The sequence below is a fragment of the Streptomyces longisporus genome, assembly GCF_039532765.1.
GTDB lineage: Bacteria > Actinomycetota > Actinomycetes > Streptomycetales > Streptomycetaceae > Streptomyces > Streptomyces longisporus.
Window position 1 is genome coordinate 425,149 of record NZ_BAAASG010000009.1, and the last position, 18,037, is coordinate 443,185.

Here is an 18,037-nt window from a genome sequence, read left to right on the forward strand (position 1 = left end):
TGAACGCTGGACGAGTCGCTGGGCGGGATGGAAACAGTTTCAGAAAGCGCCTTCTACCGTAGATCTGTGGTGAAGCGGTGGTCAATCGCCGGGAAGAGTGGCGTGTGGACGTCCTTCTCCGGCGAGGTGCGGACCTTGATCCTGCTCTGGGGTGAAATCGGTTACTGCGATTTCCCGAGCGGGGTCGCGCCGCGGATCCGGTACTGACAACCGGTTGCCGTCCTGACCGGCACCGTAGCCACTCCCACCCCCTGCACACAGCGAACCCACTGTTTTCGAAAGTTCGCGATGTCTCTTGACGTGCCGTGCTCTCCGACGGAAGCTCCGTGACACCGCGCAGCAACCGGTTCCCGAAACATGCGCACGTCGCATTCATTCCCGTCGCGTGCCCCGACTCCCGTCATCCATCTCAGCGAAGAGAGTGGGTAGTTCATGCACTCCCAGGCCGGCGCTGCCGCAAGCCGCCGCCGCTTTCTCGCCCTCTCGGCAGCCGGTGCCGCGGCCGGCGGCGGCGAGAGCATCACGGTGACGGCCGAGCTCACCGACCTCGACCCGACGCTGATCCGGCAGGCCCACAAGGAGCTGGGCATCCGGATCACCGTGGTGAAGAACGACATCACCGGGCTGATCGCGATGCTCACCAGCGGCGACGCGCCGGATCTGGTGCGTGGCGCCGACGCGCTCGACGCGCCGTACTTCGCAGCCCGCGGCGTGGCCGAGAACCTGGACCCGTACTTCGCCAGGTCCACCGTCCTCACGGTCGACGACCTGGCCCCGGCCAACGACCTGTGGCGCTACGACGGGAAGACGCCGGGCAAGGGGCCCCGCTACCGCATGGCGAAGGACTTCTCCCAGGACGCGATGTTCTGGTACGACACCTCGCTCTTCGACAAGGCGGGCGTCGCCCACCTGCCTCATCTTCGCGAAGCTCGGCATGGTCGGCACCTACTGGCCCTGGGTGCTGTGGGGGCCGGCGGCCGCACCCTGTCTGGTCTTCCTGTTCCGGCAGTTCTTCGCCGGCATGCCGCGGGAGCTGGAGGAGGCCGCGATCGTCGACGGCTGCGGCTACGGCGGGACCTTCTGGCGGATCTTCCTGCCGCAGACCTGGCCGGTCCCGACCGCGAGCTTCGTGATCACCTTCACCCGGAGCTGGGGCGACTTCATCGCGCCCATGCTGCTCCTGCCCGGCGACCGCACCCCACACTCCGTCGCCATCATGGCCTCGTACGTCAACGGCAACGGACTGCCGGTGAACAACCTCCTGGCCGCCGGTTCCGTGACGTACGTCGTCCCGATCCTCTTGATCTTCCTCGTCGCCCAGCGCGGTTTCGTGGCCGGGACGTCCACGACCGGCCTCAAGCAGCCCCCTTGTCGACCCTTTGCAAGGAGTCACGCATGAACATGGCCTTGTCCCGCCGCACCGCCCTCCAGACGGCCGGCGCCACCGTCCTCGCCGCCGGCCTCACCAACCTGACCGCCACGGCGGCCCGTGCCGACGGGGCGAGCGACAACTCGGCGCCCAAGCTGGTCACTTACCCCCGCCCGGCCACCATGCCGACCAACACCAGCTTCAAGGTGCGGGTGCGGACCGCTCCCGAAGGCGACTGGCAGACGCTCGACATCTACCGTCCGCAGCTGGAGGAGATCAACCCGACCACAGGATCCGGCAAGGTCTACAACACCTCGATGGTGTACTTCGACTTCCAGGGTTCCGTCGAGATCGAGGTCACCTACCTCAAGGGCGGCACCACCAAGACCCGGGTGAGACCGGACTCGCTGGGCATCAAGCCCGAACTCGGCGGCGACACCCTGGTGTTCACGCTCCACGAGCCGAAGGACGTCGTCGTCCAGATCAACGACGAGATCTTCGACTGTCTGCACGTCATCACCAACCACATCTGCGCCGACCCGCCCTCGGCGGACGACCCGGACGTCATCTACTTCGGCCCCGGTGTGCACACCGTCACCGGCAACGTCCTCACTGTCCCCAGCGGCAAGACCGTGTACCTCGCGGGCGGCGCCGTCCTGCAGGCGCAGGTGTTCTTCAAGAACGTCGAGAAGGCCGCGCTCACCGGCCGCGGCATGCTCAACGCCGGCCCCGGCGGCATCCTCTGCGAGGGCAGCAGGAACATCCGCGTCGAGGACGTCATCATCATGAACCCGAACGGCTACGCGGGCACCTTCGGCATGAGCGAGAACGTCCACGTCAAGAAGGCGCGTTCCTTCAGCTCGAAGGGCAATGGAGACGGTTTCGACGTCTTCTCCTCGACCGGGATCGTCTTCGACGGCTGTTTCATGCGCACCTCCGACGACTGCTTCGCCATCTACTGCCACCGCTGGGACTACTACGGCGACACCCGCGACATCACCATCCAGAACTGCACCCTGTGGGCCGATGTCGCGCACCCGGTCAACGTGGGCACGCACGGCAACACCGACAACCCGGAGACGCTCGAGAACCTGGTCATCAGGAACATCGACGTCCTCGACCACCGCGAGCCCCAGATGAACTACCAGGGCTGCATCGCGCTCAACCCCGGCGACTCGAACCTGATCAGGAACGTGCGGATCGAGGACGTCCGCATCGAGGACTTCCGCTGGGGCCAGGTCATCTACATGAAGGTGATGTTCAACCCGAAGTACAACACGTCGGTGGGCCGCGGCATCCAGGACGTCTACGTCAAAAACCTCAGCTACACGGGCACGCACGCCAACCCGTCGCTGTTCCTCGGCTACGACGCCGATCACGCCATCGACAACGTCACCTTCGAGAACCTGGTGATCAACGGCATCGTCGTCGCCGACTCGATGAAGAAGCCGAAGTGGTACTACACCACCGACGAGATCCAGTGGTACTACAACGAGCACGTGACGAACCTGAGGTTCCTCACGACCGCCGAGGCCGAGGCGGCCACCGCGTCATGAGCACCTACGCGACCAGCCGCCGGGGCTTCCTCGGCGGCGCGGCGGCCCTGCTGCTGGCGTCGGGCACGAGCGGGCTGCTCGTGCCGACCGCCGCCCGGGCCGCCGACCGTAACGACACCGGCACCAGAGCCTTCGCCCACCCCGGCCTGCTGCACACCGCCGACGACCTGACCCGTATGAAGGCCGCCGTCGCCGCCAGACAGTCCCCCGTCTACGACGGCTACCTGGCGTTCGCGGGGCACGCCCGCTCCTCGGCCTCGTACACCGTCCAGAACACGGGCCAGATCACCTCCTGGGGCCGCGGCCCCACCAACTTCCAGAACCAGGCCGTCGCCGACTCGGCCGCCGCCTACCAGAACGCCCTCATGTGGGCCGTCACCGGCGACCGGGCGAACGCCGACAAGGCCCGCGACATCCTGGGCGCCTGGTCGGCGTCCCTGACGGCGATCACCGGCGCCGACGGTCCGCTCGGCGCCGGGCTGCAGGCCTTCAAGTTCGTCAACGCGGCCGAACTCCTGCGCCACACCGGTTACGACGGCTGGTCGGACGCGGACATCGCCCGCTGCGAACGCTCCTTCCTCGACGTCTGGTATCCCGCCGTCTCCGGCTACATGCTCTACGCCAACGGCAACTGGGACCTGACCGCCCTGCAGACCATCCTGGCCATCGGCGTGTTCTGCGAGGAGCCCGTGCTCTTCGAGGACGCCCTGCGCTGCGCAGCGGCAGGCGCCGGAAACGGCAGCATCCCGCACCGCATCGTCACCGTCGCGGGCCAGGGCCAGGAGGCCGGCCGCGACCAGGGCCACGAACAGCTCGCCGTCGGCCTGACCGGCGACATCGCCCAGGTCGCCTGGAACCAGGGCATCGACCTGTGGGGCTTCGAGAACAACCGCATCCTCGCCAACTTCGAGTACGCCGCCCGCTACAACCTCGGCGGCGACGTCCCCTTCACCCCCGACCTCGACCGCACCGGCAAGTACATCAAGAAGACGGTTTCCGCGACCGCGCGCGGCAACCTGCCGCCGATCTACGAGATGGCCTACGCCCACTACGCCGGCGTCCGCGGCCTCGACACCCCGTACACCAGGGCCGCCGTCTTCCGCGGCACCGGCGGCGCCCGCGTCGTCGAGAGCAGCAACGACGACCTGCCCGGCTGGGGCACCTTCGCCTACGCGGGCGCGACGGCCCCCGTGGCCACGGTGCCGACGGCCCCGGCGGGCGTCACCGCGGTCGGCGCCGGCAGGTCCGTCACCGTGAGCTGGCTGCCGTCCGCGTGGGCGAGCACGTACACCGTCCGCCGTGCCGGCAAGCCCGAGGGCCCGTACGAGGACATCGCCACCGGCCTCGACAAGCCGACGTACAACGACACCGACGGTCGCCCGGGCCGGACGTACCACTACACGGTCCTCGCCTCCAACTCGCGGGGTCGCAGCGGAAATTCACGCACCGTCTCCGCCGCTGCCGGCCTCCCCGCCCCCTGGTCCACCCAGGACCTGGGCGATGTGAAGATCCCCGGTTCGGCCGCGTTCGACGGCGAGCGCTTCGTGCTGGAGGCGAGCGGCACCGCCGACACCTATCGCCTCGCGTACCTCCCGCTGCCGGGCGACGGGACGGTCAGCGCGCGGATCGTATGGCCGCTCAGCTCGCAGTACTCCAAGATCGGCGTCACCCTGCGCGACTCGCTCGACGCGGCCGCGGCGCACGCATCCATGCTGATCCAGGGGCTGCCGCTGCACACCTGGAGCGGTGTGTGGAGCGTGCGGCCGTCGACGGGAGCGGACATCTCCGCCACCGGCAGCACCCCCGTGCCGCCGACCCAGCAGGACGCCATCACCACCAACGCCGCCTTCCCGATCTCCAGCCTCGGCACCCTCCCTCAGTCCGCGACCCCGCTGGAGGCCCCGTACGTCGAAGGCGCGGGCGACGGCTACCGGCTGCGGGCGCCGTACTGGGTTCGGGTGACCCGCAAGGGCCGCCGGTGCACCGGTGCGATCTCCCCGGACGGCATCCGCTGGACCGAAGTCGGCTCCACCGAGGTCGAGTTGGGGCGTACCGCGTACGCCGGTCTCGTCCTCACCTCCTGCCTCGGCGTCGACGAGGACTACGCCGAGACCGGCACCGGAGCCTTCGACAACGTCACGGTGGCGTCGGGCTCCGCCGAGGTGTGGTCGGCCCCGCGTCCGGCCGGTGTGGCCACCGGCCTCACGGCGACCGCCGGCGCCGACGCCGACGCCGTCGAGCTGGCCTGGACCGACCCGGACCTCTCCGCCCGCTACAAGGTGCTGCGCTCCACCGACGCCGACGGCCCGTACCGCACCATCGCCACCGGCATCGGCCCCGTCGGCTTCGGCACCCGCATCCGGTACGCCGACTCCACCGGGACGCCCGGCACGACGTACCACTACGTCGTCGCGAAGACGAACGCCGGCGGCCGCGGCCCGCTCCCGGCGCCGTCGGCGGCAGTCATGCCCACCCCTGCGACACCTCAACTCATCTCTCCCGCCACGGCATTCGCGAACCAGGGTGTCCCCTTCCGGCACCTCCTGCGGGCCTCGCACGAGCCCATACGCTTCACCGCCGACGGGCTCCCCGACGGCCTGCGTGTCGACAGACGCACCGGCCTGATCTGCGGCACCCCCAACGAGACCGGTGAATTCACCGTCACCACCACGGCGGGCAACGCCGCGGGCGACGGCACCGGCACCCTCGCCCTCACGGTCGGCACACCCCCACCCGACCCGTGGACCTACGGCGACCTCGGCGACGTGGTCCTCGACGACCGTGCCTATGGGACCTTCGGCGTGGTCGCGATCCGCACGCCGGGCAGCACCTCGTACGACGGCGGGGCCTTCACCGTCCGCGGCGCGGGCGTCGACCTGACCGTCAACAACCAAGGGATGACAGGGCAGTTCGTACGACATCCCGCCACCGGCGACTGTACGGTCACCGCCCGGCTGGTCTCCCGCAGCGGAGCCACCGCCGACCGGGTGGGCCTGCTGATGGCCAAGTCGCTGTCACCGTTCGACCAGGCCGCCGGAGTGATCGTCACCGGCGGGACCTCCGCGCAGCTGATGCTGCGCAGGACCGTGGCCGGTGCCTCCGCGTTGTCCGGCACCGCGACCGTCACTTCCATCGGGCTGTCCCTGCTGCTGCGGCTGAAGCGCACCGGGACCGCCTTCGCCGCAGCGGTTTCCAGCGATGACGGCGCCACCTGGACCGCCCTCGCCTCCGGCGAGATCCCCGGCTTCGGTGACGCCCCCTTCCACGTGGGCCTGGTGGTCTGCTCGCGCAGCCCACTGGCCCTCGGTACCGCCCGGTTCGAAGAGGTGAGCATCACCCCCGACTGATCCCCCCACGGATTGGAGTCGCACACCATGAGCCGCATCTCCCCCCACCAGAGCCCCGAACAGGGCGAGTTGAGTCGCCGCGGTCTGCTGAGGGCCGCGGGCGGTCTCACCGCCGCACTCGCCCTCGGGGGCTCCGCGGCCGCGCTGGCGGACACCGCCGCCGTCGCGGCACCGGCGACCTTCACCCACCCCGGCATGCTCCACAACGCCGGAGACATCAACCGCGCCAAGGTCAAGGTCGCCGCGAAGGCCGACCCCTGGCTGTCCGGCTGGAACAGGCTCACCGCCAACTCCCACTCGCAGTCCACCTGGACGCCCGACCCGCAGGCCACGGTCATCCGCGGCGGCACGGGCGAGAACTACGGCATCCTCTACAACGACATCGCCGCCGCCTACCAGAACGCCCTGCGCTGGGTGGTCGGCGGCACGGCCGCCAACGGCGACACCGCGGCGAAGATCCTCAACGCCTGGTCGTCCACCCTGACCACCCTCACCGGCGACGCCGACCGGTTCCTCGCGGCCGGCATCTACGGCTGGGAGTTCTGCCAGGCGGCCGAGTTGATGCGCGGCTACGCGGGCTTCGACCTCGCCGCGTTCCAGAAAATGATGGTCGACGTCTTCTACCCGCTCAACAACAGCTTCCTGACCAACCACAACGACGCCTGCATCACCAACTACTGGGCCAACTGGGACCTGTGCAACATGGCCTCGATCATGGCCATCGGGATTCTCACCGAGGATGCGGCCAAGTACGACCAGGCCGTCACGTACTTCAAGTCCGGTGCAGGAAACGGTTCCCTCGCGCACGCGGTCCCGTACCTGTACACCGACTCCGACGGCTACGCCCTCGGCCAGTGGCAGGAGTCCGGCCGCGACCAGGGCCACACCATCATGGGCATGGGACAGATGGGCGCCCTCTGCGAGATGGCCTGGAACCAGGGCGACGACCTGTACTCGTACGACGACCGGCGCTTCATGAAGGCCGCCCAGTACGTCGCCAAGTACAACATCGGCCAGGACGTGCCCTACACCACCTACACCTGGGGCACCGGACAGAACTGCGCCCAGTCCTCCCAGACGGTGATCGGCTCCGGCTCCCGCGGCCAGCTCCGCCCGGTGTGGGCCATGCTCCACTTCCACTACAACCGGCGCCTGTACCTCGACGACAAGTACATCTCGGCCATCTACTACGACCTCGTCGCCCCCGAAGGCGGGGGAGGTGACTACGGCTCCACCAGCGGCGGCTACGACCAGCTCGGCTTCGGCACCCTGATGTACGCCAAGTAGCCGCCGAATCGCGCTCTGCACCGGAATACCGGGGCGATCTGTGGTGCTCTGGTGTTACCGGTGCAGTGGCGCGGTGAGGAGGCTGGTGGTCGTATGACGGCAGCAGTCCAGGCAGACCCGGTGGTGAGCACGCCGTACGGAGCCGTACGCGGCCGGTACGAGCACGGCATCGCGGTGTTCCGCGGCATCCCGTACGCCGCGCCCCCCTTCGGCCCCCACAGGTTCCGGCCGCCGGTACCGCCCGAGCCCTGGGACGGCGTGCGCGACGCGGGCGCGTACGGGCCGACGCCGCCGAAGCCGCCGTACTCCGAGGCTTTCGAGAAGTACCTGTCCGACCCGGTGATCCCGGGTGACGACTGCCTCAATCTGAACGTGTGGACGCCGGAGCCGGGCCCGGGGGCCCGGCTCCCGGTCCTTGTGTGGCTGCACGGCGGCGCCCTGACCAGGGGATCCTCCGCTGTGCCCGTGTACGACGGGCGGAACTTCGCCCGGGACGGCGTCGTCCTCGTCTCGGTCAACTACCGGCTGGGAGTCGAGGGCTACGGACTGTTCCCGGACGCCCCCGCCAACCCCGGCCTGCGCGACCAGCTCGCCGCCCTGCGGTGGGTGCACGAGTCGATCACCGCCTTCGGCGGCGACCCCGACCGGATCACCGTCGCCGGGCAGTCCGCGGGGGCGATCAGCATCGGCGCCCTGCTGGCCGCCCCGCAGGCGCAGGGGCTGGTACGGCGGGCGGTCCTGCAGAGCGGGCCGCCCGAGGCGTTCGAACGGGACAAGGTACGGCGCATGGTGCGCCGCATGGCGACCCGGCTGAAGATCCCCGCCACCGCCGCGGCCTTCGCCGACGTCGACCGCGAACTGCTCCTGCGCACCCAGGCCGACGTGGGCAAACTCAGCAGCCCGGTGCTCGGCGGCCCTTCCTTCGGCATCGTCGTCGACGGCGACCTGGTGCCGCGCGACCCCCTGGAGGCGCTCATCGACGGCGACGCGGCGCACGGGGTCGACCTGATGATGGGCTGGACCAGCGACGAGTACCGCCTCTGGCTCGTCCCCGGCGGTCTCCTGGAACGCGTCGATCACTTGGGCGCGGTCGCCCTCGCCGGCGCCATGGCCCGCTGCCACTGCAACACCGAGGTACCCCGCGGCTACCGCACCCTGCACCCCGAGGCCGGCACCGCCGAGATCGTCGGCCAGATGGTCACCGACCACCTGCTGCGCCTCCCGCTGCACCACCTGGCCGACGCCCGCCCCGGCACCTCGTACGTGTACGAGTTCGCCTGGCCCTCCAACCTCCCCGACCTCGGCGCCTGCCACGCCCTGGAGCTCGGCTTCGTCTTCGACACCGGCGACGTACCGGAATCCCGCAAACTCGCAGGTGAGGGCGCGCCTCAGAAGCTGGCCGACGCCATGCACGCGGCGTGGGTGCGGTTCGCGGCCGACGGGAACCCAGGCTGGGAGCCCTGGGACGCCTCGCATCCGGTGCGGATCTTCGACGCGGGCGAGCCACGCACCGTCCACGGGCCGCGGGACGCCGAGATCGCCCTGTGGACCGCCGACGCCCTCAGGACTGCGCCCTCCACACCGGCAGCGGTCCCGGTCGACGGCTCGCCCGTGCGCAGCACGGAACTGCGGTCCGTCGTACGGCGGCTGCGGCTGCCCGGCTCGGTCCGCCGGCAGTGACCACCGGAGGCGGCTACTGCCGAAGTGCCGCCACCGAGTCCCGCACCACCACATGCGTCCCCAGCAGCAGATGCTCGTCCGCAGACTCCGGGGTGCGCTCCAGGGCGGTGCGCACGGCGAGACGGCCCAGTTCCTCGTACGGGACGTGGACCGTGGTCAGCGCGGGGTGCAGGTCGCGGGCGAAGGGGATGTCGTCGTAGCCGGCCAGGGAGACATCGCCGGGGACGTCCAGGCCCGCTTCGTGCAGCGCGGTCAGGGCGCCGGCCGCGACCATGTCGGTGGCGGCGACCACCGCCGTGAACTCCAGCCCCTCCTTGAGGGCTTGGCGCATCAGCCGGTGGCCCGTGTCACGGGTGAAGTCGCCGTGGAGGAGCAGCGCCGGGTCCGGCTCCAGGCCGCGGGCGCGAAGGGCGGCGAGACAGCCGCGCTCACGTCCCTGGGCCGTCGTGTGGTCCGGTTTCCCGCCGAGGAACAGAATCCGCCGGTGGCCCCGGGAGAGCACATGGGCGACCAGGGCGTAGGCGCCGCCCTCGTTGTCGTACTCGATGGCCGTCACCGGAGCCCCGGGCCCGAGCGGCGGCCGTCCGCACAGCACCAGCCGCGACCCCGCCGACGCCAGCGAGTCGGCCATACGGCGGGTGCGCTCACGGTACTCGGCCGTGTCGGCGGCCCCGCCCACCAGGATCACGGCGGCGGCGCGCTGGGCCCGCATCATCTCGACGAACTCCAGTTCGTGCCGCACATCCCCCTCCGTGCTGCACACCAGGCACAGATGCCCGAGCCGGGTCGCCTCGCGCTCCACCCCGTACGCCATGTGCGCGAACGACGGTCCGGTGATGTCCTCCAGCACAAAGGCAAGCGTGGGCGTCCCCACCCCGGCGACCGCCTTGGCCCGCGCATCGGCGACGTAGTCCATCTCCCGCACGGCCCGCATCACCCGCGCCCGCGTCGCCGCGCTCACCGGATACACCCCGCCCAGCACCCGCGACACGGTCGACGCGGAAACCCCCGCCCGGGCCGCCACATCCCGAATGGTGCTCCGCCCGAGGTCCTGGCTCTTCCTGGTCATCGGCAACCGGTTCCCATGCGCTGAGGCTAGCGCCCCGAAAGGGGCGCGGGACAGTGTCAATTTGCGGCTCCGCCGCGTGGGCGCGAGCAACCACGAACAAGCCGCGGTCGCGAGACAACAGAACCCCTACGGCGAGAAGGCGCAGGCTCAGCCGCGCAACGCCCCGGCAATCCCCGCGATGGCCTCCGGCCCCACCCGGCAACAACCACCGATCAGCCGCGCCCCGGAGGCACGCCACCCGGATACCTGTTCGGCGGCGAAGGAAGAGCTCCCCGCCCAGGTGCGACCCTCCGCATCCCAGGCCTCCCCACTATTGGGGTAAACGACGACCGGTTTGCCAGTGACCCGGACGGCAGTCCGCACCGCCCCGTCCACGTCCTGAGGCGCACAGCAGTTCACGCCCACAGCGATCACCTCGTCCGCCTCGGCCGCAAGACCGAACGCCTCCTCCAGCGGCTGCCCGGCCCGAGTCCGACCACCCTCCACGGTGTACGAAAGCCAGGCGGGGACGCCAAGTCCGCGCACCCCCCGCAGCAGCGCCGCCGCCTCGTCGGCGTCCGGCACCGTCTCCAGCGCCAGTACGTCAGGACGGGCAGCGGCCAGCACCTCCAGCCGGGGCCGGTGGAAGCGCTCCAGCTCGTCGACGGTCAGCCCGTACCGCCCCCGGTACTCGGAGCCGTCCGCGAGCATCGCCCCGTACGGACCGACCGACGCGGCCACCCACAGCGGCCGCGTGACCCCCTTCGCCTGCGCCCGCCGCGCCGCCTCGCGGGCCAACTCCACGCTCAGGGCGAGCAGTTCGGCGGCCTTCTCCCGTCCGATCCCACGCCCCGCGAACCCCTCGAACGTGGCCTGGTAGCTCGACGTGATCGCCACGTCCGCACCCGCCTCGTAGTACGCGAGGTGTGCCTCGGTGATCGCCTCGGGCCGCTCGGCGAGCAGCCGCGCCGACCACAGCTCGTCGCTCAGGTCGTGCCCGGCGGACTCGAGCTGGTTGGACATGCCGCCGTCGAGCACGACGGTTCCGGTGGCGAGGGCCTCGGCGAGGGAGGAAGGGGTGTCGCTGGTCATGGGAAGACGCTAGCCGAAGGGGCCGGTGACGACCGTTCATGTCCATCACGTGAACGGATCGCCCAGCATGTGGGACGCCGGGTTACGATCACGCACCCCCCGTTCCCCTCTGCACGGAAAGCACCATGAAGCGGGAACCGGCGGGGGAGACGCCCGCGCCGTCCGTGTGAGGCGACACGGCGCCCGCTAACCGTGCGCCGCATGCCGTCCACCCTTCCGCCCGCGGCTGACCGCCGGCACCACCAGCCCCACGAGCAGCCCCGCCGCCAGCACGTACGGCCACCAACCGAGGCCGCTGTTGGCGGTGGAGACCGCCGCCGCACCGGACGATGCCGTGTCCGGGTGGGCGGCGGTCGGGGAGTGACTCCCGTCGGTCGCGGTCAGGGTGACGTCATTGCCGTCGCCGCCGCGGTAACTGATTCGGTACGTGGTGTCGGCGAGCTTCAGCCGTGTACCTTCCGCCAGCCCCTTGAAGGCGCCGGTGGTCCTCGACTTCCCCGAGTGCTCGATGACGGTGATCGCAGCGGCCGGTCTCGCCCCGGCGGCCGACAGGTCGAGGTCTCCGGCCAGCCGGACCGACGATCCCGTCACCTTCAACGGCTCGGCACCCAGGACGAGTTCACCCTTCGCGCTCTGCGTGTAGCTGCCGGAGACCGTGACCCCGCCCGCCACCACACCGTCGTTGGTCACGGCTCCCTTCACGGTGCCCTTGCCGGTCAGCGTGGTGGCCACGTGCAGTCCGGACGGCCCGGGGTCGAGCCGCGAGCCCGTCGAGTTGAGTCTGATCGCCTTGCTGTGGACGAGGGTCGCGCCGGAGCGCAGCGCCAGGGTGCCCTTCTCGACCGTCGTCGTGCCGGTGTACGTCACCCCGCTTCCCGTCAGGGTCGCCGTGGCGGCCCCGGTCTGCGTCAGCGATCCGCTGCCGCTGATGCGGGACAGGGCCAGGGCCTTGCTCGTGTTGTTCAGCACCAGTGAGCCGTCGTCGACCACCTTGTAGAGGTCGCCCTTGGTGTAGAGCCCACCGTCCCCGCCCGGCTTGCCGCTGCCCAGTCGCAGTACCGCGCCCTTCTCGACCGTCGTCGAGCCGTTGTAGTACTGGACGGCGGCGAAGGTCACGTCGTTGCCCTTCGTCCCCTTGACGACGATGTCCCCGGCGCCGGGCGCGGCCAGCGTGTCGTGGAACCTGCCGCCGCCGATGGGGGCGCCCAGCGTCACCGGCCCGTCGTAGTCGAACGTGAGCAGCGAACGGGAGCGCGCCGCGAGCAAGTTGATGTAAACGGTCTCTGCCGTGCCCGGCATGAAGATCTTGTCGGTCGTGCCGTCGCCCCACTGGACGTTCGCGCCCTTGATGTTGGTGCCGCGCTTGTTGACGTTCTTGTGCGCGGGCGTCCAGTTCAGGGACGGGTCGCTGAGTGAGGGGTCGGTGTCACCGCCCTGGTTCGACCAGCTGTACTGGCCGGTCAGGATCACCTTGCTGCCGGGCCGGGACTGGACGTTGATGTCACTGCCGTACTCGCGCTGGTAGAAGTCCATGCCCATGGTGACGGTCTGACCCAAAGGCGTGTCCACGGTCCAGGTGCCCTGGTTGAGGACCTTGCGCACGTTCGGCAGCGACGTGGCGAACTCCGGCGCGCCGGCGTTGAGCTGCGTGCCGTTGTCGATCACTCCCGAGAAGGAGTGGGTGCCCGACAGGGCCCAGCTGCCCCACAGGAAGCGGGGCTGTGTGATCAGGCCCGAGCCGCTGATCGTGCCCAGGTTGTAGGCGCTCGTCAGCGACAGCCGCAGCGTGCCGTCGACCCGGATGTTGTCCTGGTTGAGCCGGAACGCCGGGGTGTTGTACGGGAAGTGCCCGATCAGCCCGGTCGTCCCGCCGTCGCCGTACTGCAGGGTCGCGCCCCGCTCGACGGTGATCGCGGGCGGATCGGCGTCGGCCGTGGTGACGTACGGGTGGTTGCCGCCCTGGATGTTCACGGACTGCCGCTGGCGGGATCTCGGCAGCGTGAAGTCGCTGTCCTTGGTGAGGACCAGCGTCCCGCCGCCGCGGACCGTGAGCGTGCCCTCGCCGCGGAACACCCCGTCGTACGTCGTGGTCCCGGACGGCACGGTGACCACGGCGTCGCCGGTGAGCGTCACGTCCTGGTCGGCGAGCACGTCGGCGGTGATGTCACGGGTGCCGGCGGCCGCCGCGGGGGGAGCGGTGGAGAGCAGGGCGGCGACGGCCGCGAGGGCTCCGGCGACGGCTGCTGTCTGGTGGATATGGCTGCGCACATCACAGGAGACGGGCCGGGAGGGCAGCCGATAACAGAAAAACCGCCGGACGGCCGAAATTGGGTAAGCGCTGTCTGTCGGTCACGTCAGACCCGTTGACCTCCTTGTTCCACACCCTTACCTTTTCGGCGTTCGTAATCACAGATGTTGTTCGCTACCTCGAACGTCCCCTTGAGAGGCAGCCGCATGAGCCGCAACAACGACCTGCCCCAAGTCCCCAGCCGCCGCCTGATGCTGAAGGGAGCCGCCCTGGCCGCGGGCGCCCTGGCGGCCACCCCCGCCGCGGCCACCGCCGCACCGACCGCGAAGGCGGCCCCGTTCGTGAACCCGCTCGTCCGTCAGCGCGCCGACCCCTACATCCACCGCCACGCCGACGGCCACTACTACTTCACGGCCACCGTCCCCGAGTACGACCGCATCATCCTGCGCCGCTCCCGCACCCTGAACGGCCTTGCGACCGCCGCCGAGTCCGTCATCTGGACCAAGCACGCCACGGGAGTCATGGGCGCGCACATCTGGGCGCCGGAGATCCACCGCATCGGCGGCAAGTGGTACATCTACTTCGCCTCCGCGCCCGCCGAGAGCGTCTGGGACATCCGCATCTGGGTCCTGGAGAACGCCGGCCCCGACCCCTTCAAGGGGGCGTGGGTGGAGAAGGGCCAGGTGAAGACCGCCTGGGAGACCTTCTCCCTGGACGCCACCACCTTCAGCCACCGCGGCACCCGCTATCTCGTCTGGGCCCAGCACGAGCCCGGCATGGACAACAACACCGCCCTGTGGCTGTCGAAGATGGCGAACCCCTGGACCCTGACCGGCCCCCAAGTGCGGCTCTCCACACCGGAGTACGACTGGGAGACCATCGGCTACAAGGTCAACGAAGGCCCCGCCGTACTCGCCCGCAACGGCCGCCTCTTCCTCTCCTACTCGGCCAGCGCCACCGACTACCACTACTGCATGGGCCTGCTGACAGCGGATGCGAACGCCGACCTGATGGACCCCGCCAACTGGTCCAAGTCGCCGACGCCCGTCTTCACCAGCAACGACACCACCAAGCAGTACGGCCCAGGCCACAACTGCTTCACGGTCGCCGAGGACGGCCGCAGCGACGTCCTCGTCTACCACGCCCGCCAGTACAAGGAGATCACCGGCGACCCCCTGAACGACCCCAACCGCCACACCCGGATCCAGAAGCTGGGCTGGAACCAGGACGGCACCCCCCACTTCGGTGTCCCCGTGGCCGACACGGTCGCCGGCTCCGCGAAGGAGAGTGCGTGACATGAGACGTGCGTACGCGGTACTGCTCGCCCTCTGCCTCGCCCTGTTCGGCGCCCTCGCCACCGCCGGCCCCGCGCAGGCCGCCGCCCAGACCGTCCCCAACGGCGTCCAGTTCGCCGACACCTCGGGCAACCCGGTCCACGCCCACGGCGGCGGCGTCATCAAGGTCGGCTCGTACTACTACTGGTTCGGCGAGGACCGCAACAGCGACAACACCTTCAGGTACGTGGATGCCTACCGCTCCACCGACCTGAAGAACTGGGAGTTCCGGAACCACGTCCTGACCCAGTCGTCCGCCGCCGAGCTGGGCACCGCCTACATCGAGCGCCCGAAGGTCATCTACAACGCCTCCACCGGCAAGTTCGTGATGTGGATGCACAAGGAGAACGGCGTCGACTACAGCCAGGCCCGCGCGGCCGTCGCCGTCTCCGACACCGTCGATGGCAACTACACCTACCAGGGCAGCTTCCAGCCGCTCGGGCAGTACATGTCCCGGGACATCACCACGTTCGTCGACACCGACGGCACCGCCTACATGGTCTCGGCCGCCAACGAGAACTACGACCTGCACATCTACAGGCTCACCGCCGACTACACCGGCATCGCCTCGCTGGTCGCGAACCCTTGGCCGGGCGGCCACCGCGAGGCTCCCGCGCTGTTCAAGCGGGGCGGCGTCTACTTCATGCTGACTTCGGCGGCCACCGGCTGGAACCCCAACCAGCAGCAGTACGCCACCGCCACCAGCATCTCCGGCCCGTGGACCTCGATGACGAACGTCGGCGACTCCACCGCCTACGGCTCGCAGACCGCGTACGTCCTTCCCATCCAGGGGACTTCGGGCACCTCATACCTCTACATGGGCGACCGCTGGGGCAACTCCTTCGGCGGCACGGTCAACGACTCCCGGTACGTCTGGCTGCCGCTGACCTTCCCGAGCTCCACCTCGATGGCCATGTCCTGGTCGCCGGAGCTCACCGTCGACACGGCCGCCGGGACCGTCACCGGCACCAGCGCCACCTACCACACGCTGATCGCGCGGCACAGCGGCAAGTGCGCCGACGTCACCAGTCAGTCGCTGTGGCAGGGCGCCCAGATCAAGCAGTACGACTGCAACGGCGGCAACAACCAGAAGTACTGGTTCAAGTCGCTCGGCAGCGGCTACTACCAGCTGGTGGTCAGGAACAGCTCCCTGTGCGTGCAGGAGAACGCGAGCACGGTCACCCAGGAGAACTGCAGCGGCTCGGCCACCACCCAGCAGTGGTCGCTGACCACCTCGGGCTCCTACGTCAACGTCACGTCCCGCGCGAGCGGCCAGTGCCTGGACGTGTCCGGCGCGTCCACCGCCAACTCCGCCGCGATCATCACGTACACCTGCAACGGAGGCACCAACCAGCAGTGGACGCGCGGGACCTGACGTCAGACCAGGAGATCGATGGCGTCGATCGCGGTGCCCGCACTGAGGAAGGACGTCGTCCCCGAACCGCTCACCACGTTGATCTTCAGCACGTTGTACCGGCTGGTGTCGGAGAGCCAGGCACTCGCCGGAACGCTGTAGGCGAAGGTGTAGTTGTTGCCCCGGTACGAGCCGACGGTCAGCGACCTGGTGCTCGGCTGGCCGGGCGGCGAGGGGATCGACGAGGTCCAGTCGTTGACGCTGATCTGCGGCCGTCCGTTGGCGTAGGCCGTCGTCACACCGATGCGCAGGGTGTGCGCGGCGGCGGCCTGCGCGGCCGTCAGCCTGAAGTAGACGAGGATGCCGCTGTTGACGTCCTTCCAGAGGTAGCAGGGGAAGGTGGAGGTCTCCGTCCCGCTGCCGATGACCACGTTGCCGGTCCAGGACGCGGCCCGGCTGTCGGACGGATGCGCGTACGTCATCAGGTCCGCGTTCTTGAACCCGCTGGGCGAGCCGTTCCAGTCCCCGATGCGCCAGATCGCGCTCGCGTTGCCGGGGTCGTTCGACGAGGGGATCGCGACGGTGTTGAGAGTGGTCGTGCCGCCCGCGGTGACCGTCACCGAGGCGGTGTGGACGGCCAGTTCACCCTTGAAGACGGTCAGGGTGTACGTCCCCGGGAGCACCCCGGGGATGGCGAAGTAGCCGTCCGAGGAGCGGGCCGGACCCCAGTACTGCGCGGCCGGGTTGGCGAGTCCGACGGTGTACGGGAACGCCGTGTTCCGACCGGTGATCCCGACGCCGGTGACCTTGCCGCGGCCGCTCGCCGCGACGTAACCGGAGATGCCGAGCGAGTCCGCCCAGGAGGTGGTGAGGTTGGCGTGGTACAGCGCGGAGGAGGGCGCGCCGCCGTCCGTGAAGGCGATGACGTACGGGCCCTGGAGGCCGAAGCGCTGGGCCTCGGTCTGGTTCTCGCCGTAGTAGAGGATCTCGTACAGGCCGCCGCCGTCGGCGCTCTGGTGGCGCAGCAGGGAGCGGTAGAAGGGGCCGCCGGAGGCCTTCTCGTGGTTGGAGCGGACCACGTACAGGCCGACGCTCCCCGTCGACCAGCCGATGTAGTCGTAGTCGATGACCCGGAGCTTCGAGTAGTGCTTGGAGCGGGTCTGGCCGTCGGACTTCTCGAAGACGTCCGACGCCTCGACGGTGGTGGGCGCGTAGGTGTACGAGTCGGGCTCGTCGTTGAGGAACATGCCTGCCTTGACGCGCACGATGTAGCGGGTGGCGCTGACCGAGTCGTCGGCCTTGTTGGTCCACAGGTAGACGTTGTTCTCGCCGCTACGGGCCGCGTAGTAGTGCTTGAGGGTGCCGTGGGCGACGGAGATCAGGATCGTCGAGGCGGACTGCTTGATCGTCACCGTGGAGGTGCCGAGGCCCGACTCGATGTGCGAGTTCTTGCCGCCGTAGCCCTGGTACTCGGTGCCCCTGTAGACCAGCGAGGTCAGGTCGCCGTTGGTCTTGCTGACCTTGAAGACCAGGCTCGCGCCGGTGTCGACGACGTAGTTCGAGCCGTCGTCGGAGTAGCCGAAGCCCGCTGCCGACGCCGGGACGGCGAGCGGCCCGGCGAGGGCGGCCGTCCCGGCGGCAGCGGCGGAACCGAGGACGAAGGTGCGGCGGCCGACCGGTCTGTTCGCGGTCTCGGACATGGGGGGTGCCTCCTCCGGAAGC

At 69.7% G+C, this 18,037-nt stretch carries 10 protein-coding genes and 2 pseudogenes; 8 read left to right on the forward strand and 4 right to left on the reverse strand.

Going from position 1 to position 18,037, the window contains the following annotated elements:
• Positions 1-633: 633 nt before the first annotated feature.
• From ABD355_RS20845 to ABD355_RS20870, 6 genes and pseudogenes are all read left to right on the forward strand, one after another.
• A pseudogene (locus tag ABD355_RS20845) lies at positions 634-846 on the forward strand (extracellular solute-binding protein); the annotation flags it as partial.
• Positions 847-904: 58 nt separating this feature from the next.
• Positions 905-1,399, forward strand: a pseudogene (locus tag ABD355_RS20850) (carbohydrate ABC transporter permease); the annotation flags it as partial.
• The gene (locus ABD355_RS20855; RefSeq protein ID WP_344402070.1) at positions 1,396-2,925 is read left to right on the forward strand and encodes a glycosyl hydrolase family 28 protein; all 1,530 of its coding nucleotides are present in this window, start codon (positions 1,396-1,398) and stop codon (positions 2,923-2,925) included. The pseudogene ABD355_RS20850 and the gene ABD355_RS20855, both read left to right, overlap by 4 nt.
• Positions 2,922-6,272, forward strand: a complete 3,351-nt coding sequence (locus ABD355_RS20860; RefSeq protein WP_344402003.1) for a putative Ig domain-containing protein — start codon at positions 2,922-2,924, stop codon at positions 6,270-6,272. Before ABD355_RS20855 ends, ABD355_RS20860 begins: the two co-directional genes overlap by 4 nt.
• A 27-nt stretch (positions 6,273-6,299) precedes the next feature.
• Positions 6,300-7,559, forward strand: coding sequence for an alginate lyase family protein (locus tag ABD355_RS20865; RefSeq protein ID WP_344402004.1), 1,260 nt, complete (start codon positions 6,300-6,302; stop codon positions 7,557-7,559).
• A gap of 93 nt (positions 7,560-7,652) precedes the next feature.
• Positions 7,653-9,239 carry a carboxylesterase/lipase family protein gene (locus ABD355_RS20870; RefSeq protein ID WP_344402005.1) on the forward strand — a complete coding sequence of 529 codons (1,587 nt, stop codon included), beginning with the start codon at positions 7,653-7,655 and terminating at the stop codon, positions 9,237-9,239.
• A 13-nt stretch (positions 9,240-9,252) separates the two neighbouring features.
• On the opposite strand, the gene ABD355_RS20875 is transcribed toward ABD355_RS20870, so the two are convergent.
• The 3 genes from ABD355_RS20875 to ABD355_RS20885 form a co-directional block, all read right to left on the reverse strand.
• Positions 9,253-10,308: a LacI family DNA-binding transcriptional regulator gene (locus ABD355_RS20875; protein ID WP_344402006.1), complete on the reverse strand. Its 1,056-nt coding sequence runs from the start codon at positions 10,306-10,308 to the stop codon at positions 9,253-9,255.
• A gap of 147 nt (positions 10,309-10,455) precedes the next feature.
• Positions 10,456-11,379: a homocysteine S-methyltransferase gene (gene mmuM, locus ABD355_RS20880; RefSeq protein ID WP_344402007.1), complete on the reverse strand. Its 924-nt coding sequence runs from the start codon at positions 11,377-11,379 to the stop codon at positions 10,456-10,458.
• A gap of 186 nt (positions 11,380-11,565) precedes the next feature.
• Positions 11,566-13,647, reverse strand: coding sequence for an autotransporter (locus tag ABD355_RS20885; protein WP_344402008.1), 2,082 nt, complete (start codon positions 13,645-13,647; stop codon positions 11,566-11,568).
• Between the two features lie 186 nt (positions 13,648-13,833).
• Here ABD355_RS20885 and ABD355_RS20890 point away from each other — a divergent pair, with 186 nt between their 5' ends.
• Together ABD355_RS20890 and ABD355_RS20895 are read left to right on the forward strand one after the other, a co-directional pair.
• Positions 13,834-14,922, forward strand: coding sequence for a glycoside hydrolase family 43 protein (locus ABD355_RS20890; RefSeq protein WP_344402009.1), 1,089 nt, complete (start codon positions 13,834-13,836; stop codon positions 14,920-14,922).
• 1 nt (position 14,923) lies between these two features.
• The gene (locus ABD355_RS20895) at positions 14,924-16,336 is read left to right on the forward strand and encodes an RICIN domain-containing protein (protein ID WP_344402010.1); all 1,413 of its coding nucleotides are present in this window, start codon (positions 14,924-14,926) and stop codon (positions 16,334-16,336) included.
• Positions 16,337-16,338: 2 nt separating this feature from the next.
• On the opposite strand, the gene ABD355_RS20900 is transcribed toward ABD355_RS20895, so the two are convergent.
• Positions 16,339-18,015 carry a rhamnogalacturonan lyase B N-terminal domain-containing protein gene (locus tag ABD355_RS20900; protein ID WP_344402011.1) on the reverse strand — a complete coding sequence of 559 codons (1,677 nt, stop codon included), beginning with the start codon at positions 18,013-18,015 and terminating at the stop codon, positions 16,339-16,341.
• Positions 18,016-18,037: the final 22 nt, after the last annotated feature.

Excerpts from the sequence above, each read along its gene's own strand:
- ABD355_RS20855 (WP_344402070.1), top strand. The coding sequence starts at position 1,396 with ATGAACATGGCCTTGTCCCGCCGCACCGCCCTCCAGACGGCCGGCGCC.
- ABD355_RS20860 (WP_344402003.1), top strand. The coding sequence starts at position 2,922 with ATGAGCACCTACGCGACCAGCCGCCGGGGCTTCCTCGGCGGCGCGGCG.
- ABD355_RS20865 (WP_344402004.1), top strand. The coding sequence starts at position 6,300 with ATGAGCCGCATCTCCCCCCACCAGAGCCCCGAACAGGGCGAGTTGAGT.
- ABD355_RS20870 (WP_344402005.1), top strand. The coding sequence starts at position 7,653 with ATGACGGCAGCAGTCCAGGCAGACCCGGTGGTGAGCACGCCGTACGGA.
- ABD355_RS20875 (WP_344402006.1), bottom strand. The coding sequence starts at position 10,308 with ATGACCAGGAAGAGCCAGGACCTCGGGCGGAGCACCATTCGGGATGTG.
- mmuM (WP_344402007.1), bottom strand. The coding sequence starts at position 11,379 with ATGACCAGCGACACCCCTTCCTCCCTCGCCGAGGCCCTCGCCACCGGA.
- ABD355_RS20890 (WP_344402009.1), top strand. The coding sequence starts at position 13,834 with ATGAGCCGCAACAACGACCTGCCCCAAGTCCCCAGCCGCCGCCTGATG.
- ABD355_RS20895 (WP_344402010.1), top strand. The coding sequence starts at position 14,924 with ATGAGACGTGCGTACGCGGTACTGCTCGCCCTCTGCCTCGCCCTGTTC.
- ABD355_RS20900 (WP_344402011.1), bottom strand. The coding sequence starts at position 18,015 with ATGTCCGAGACCGCGAACAGACCGGTCGGCCGCCGCACCTTCGTCCTC.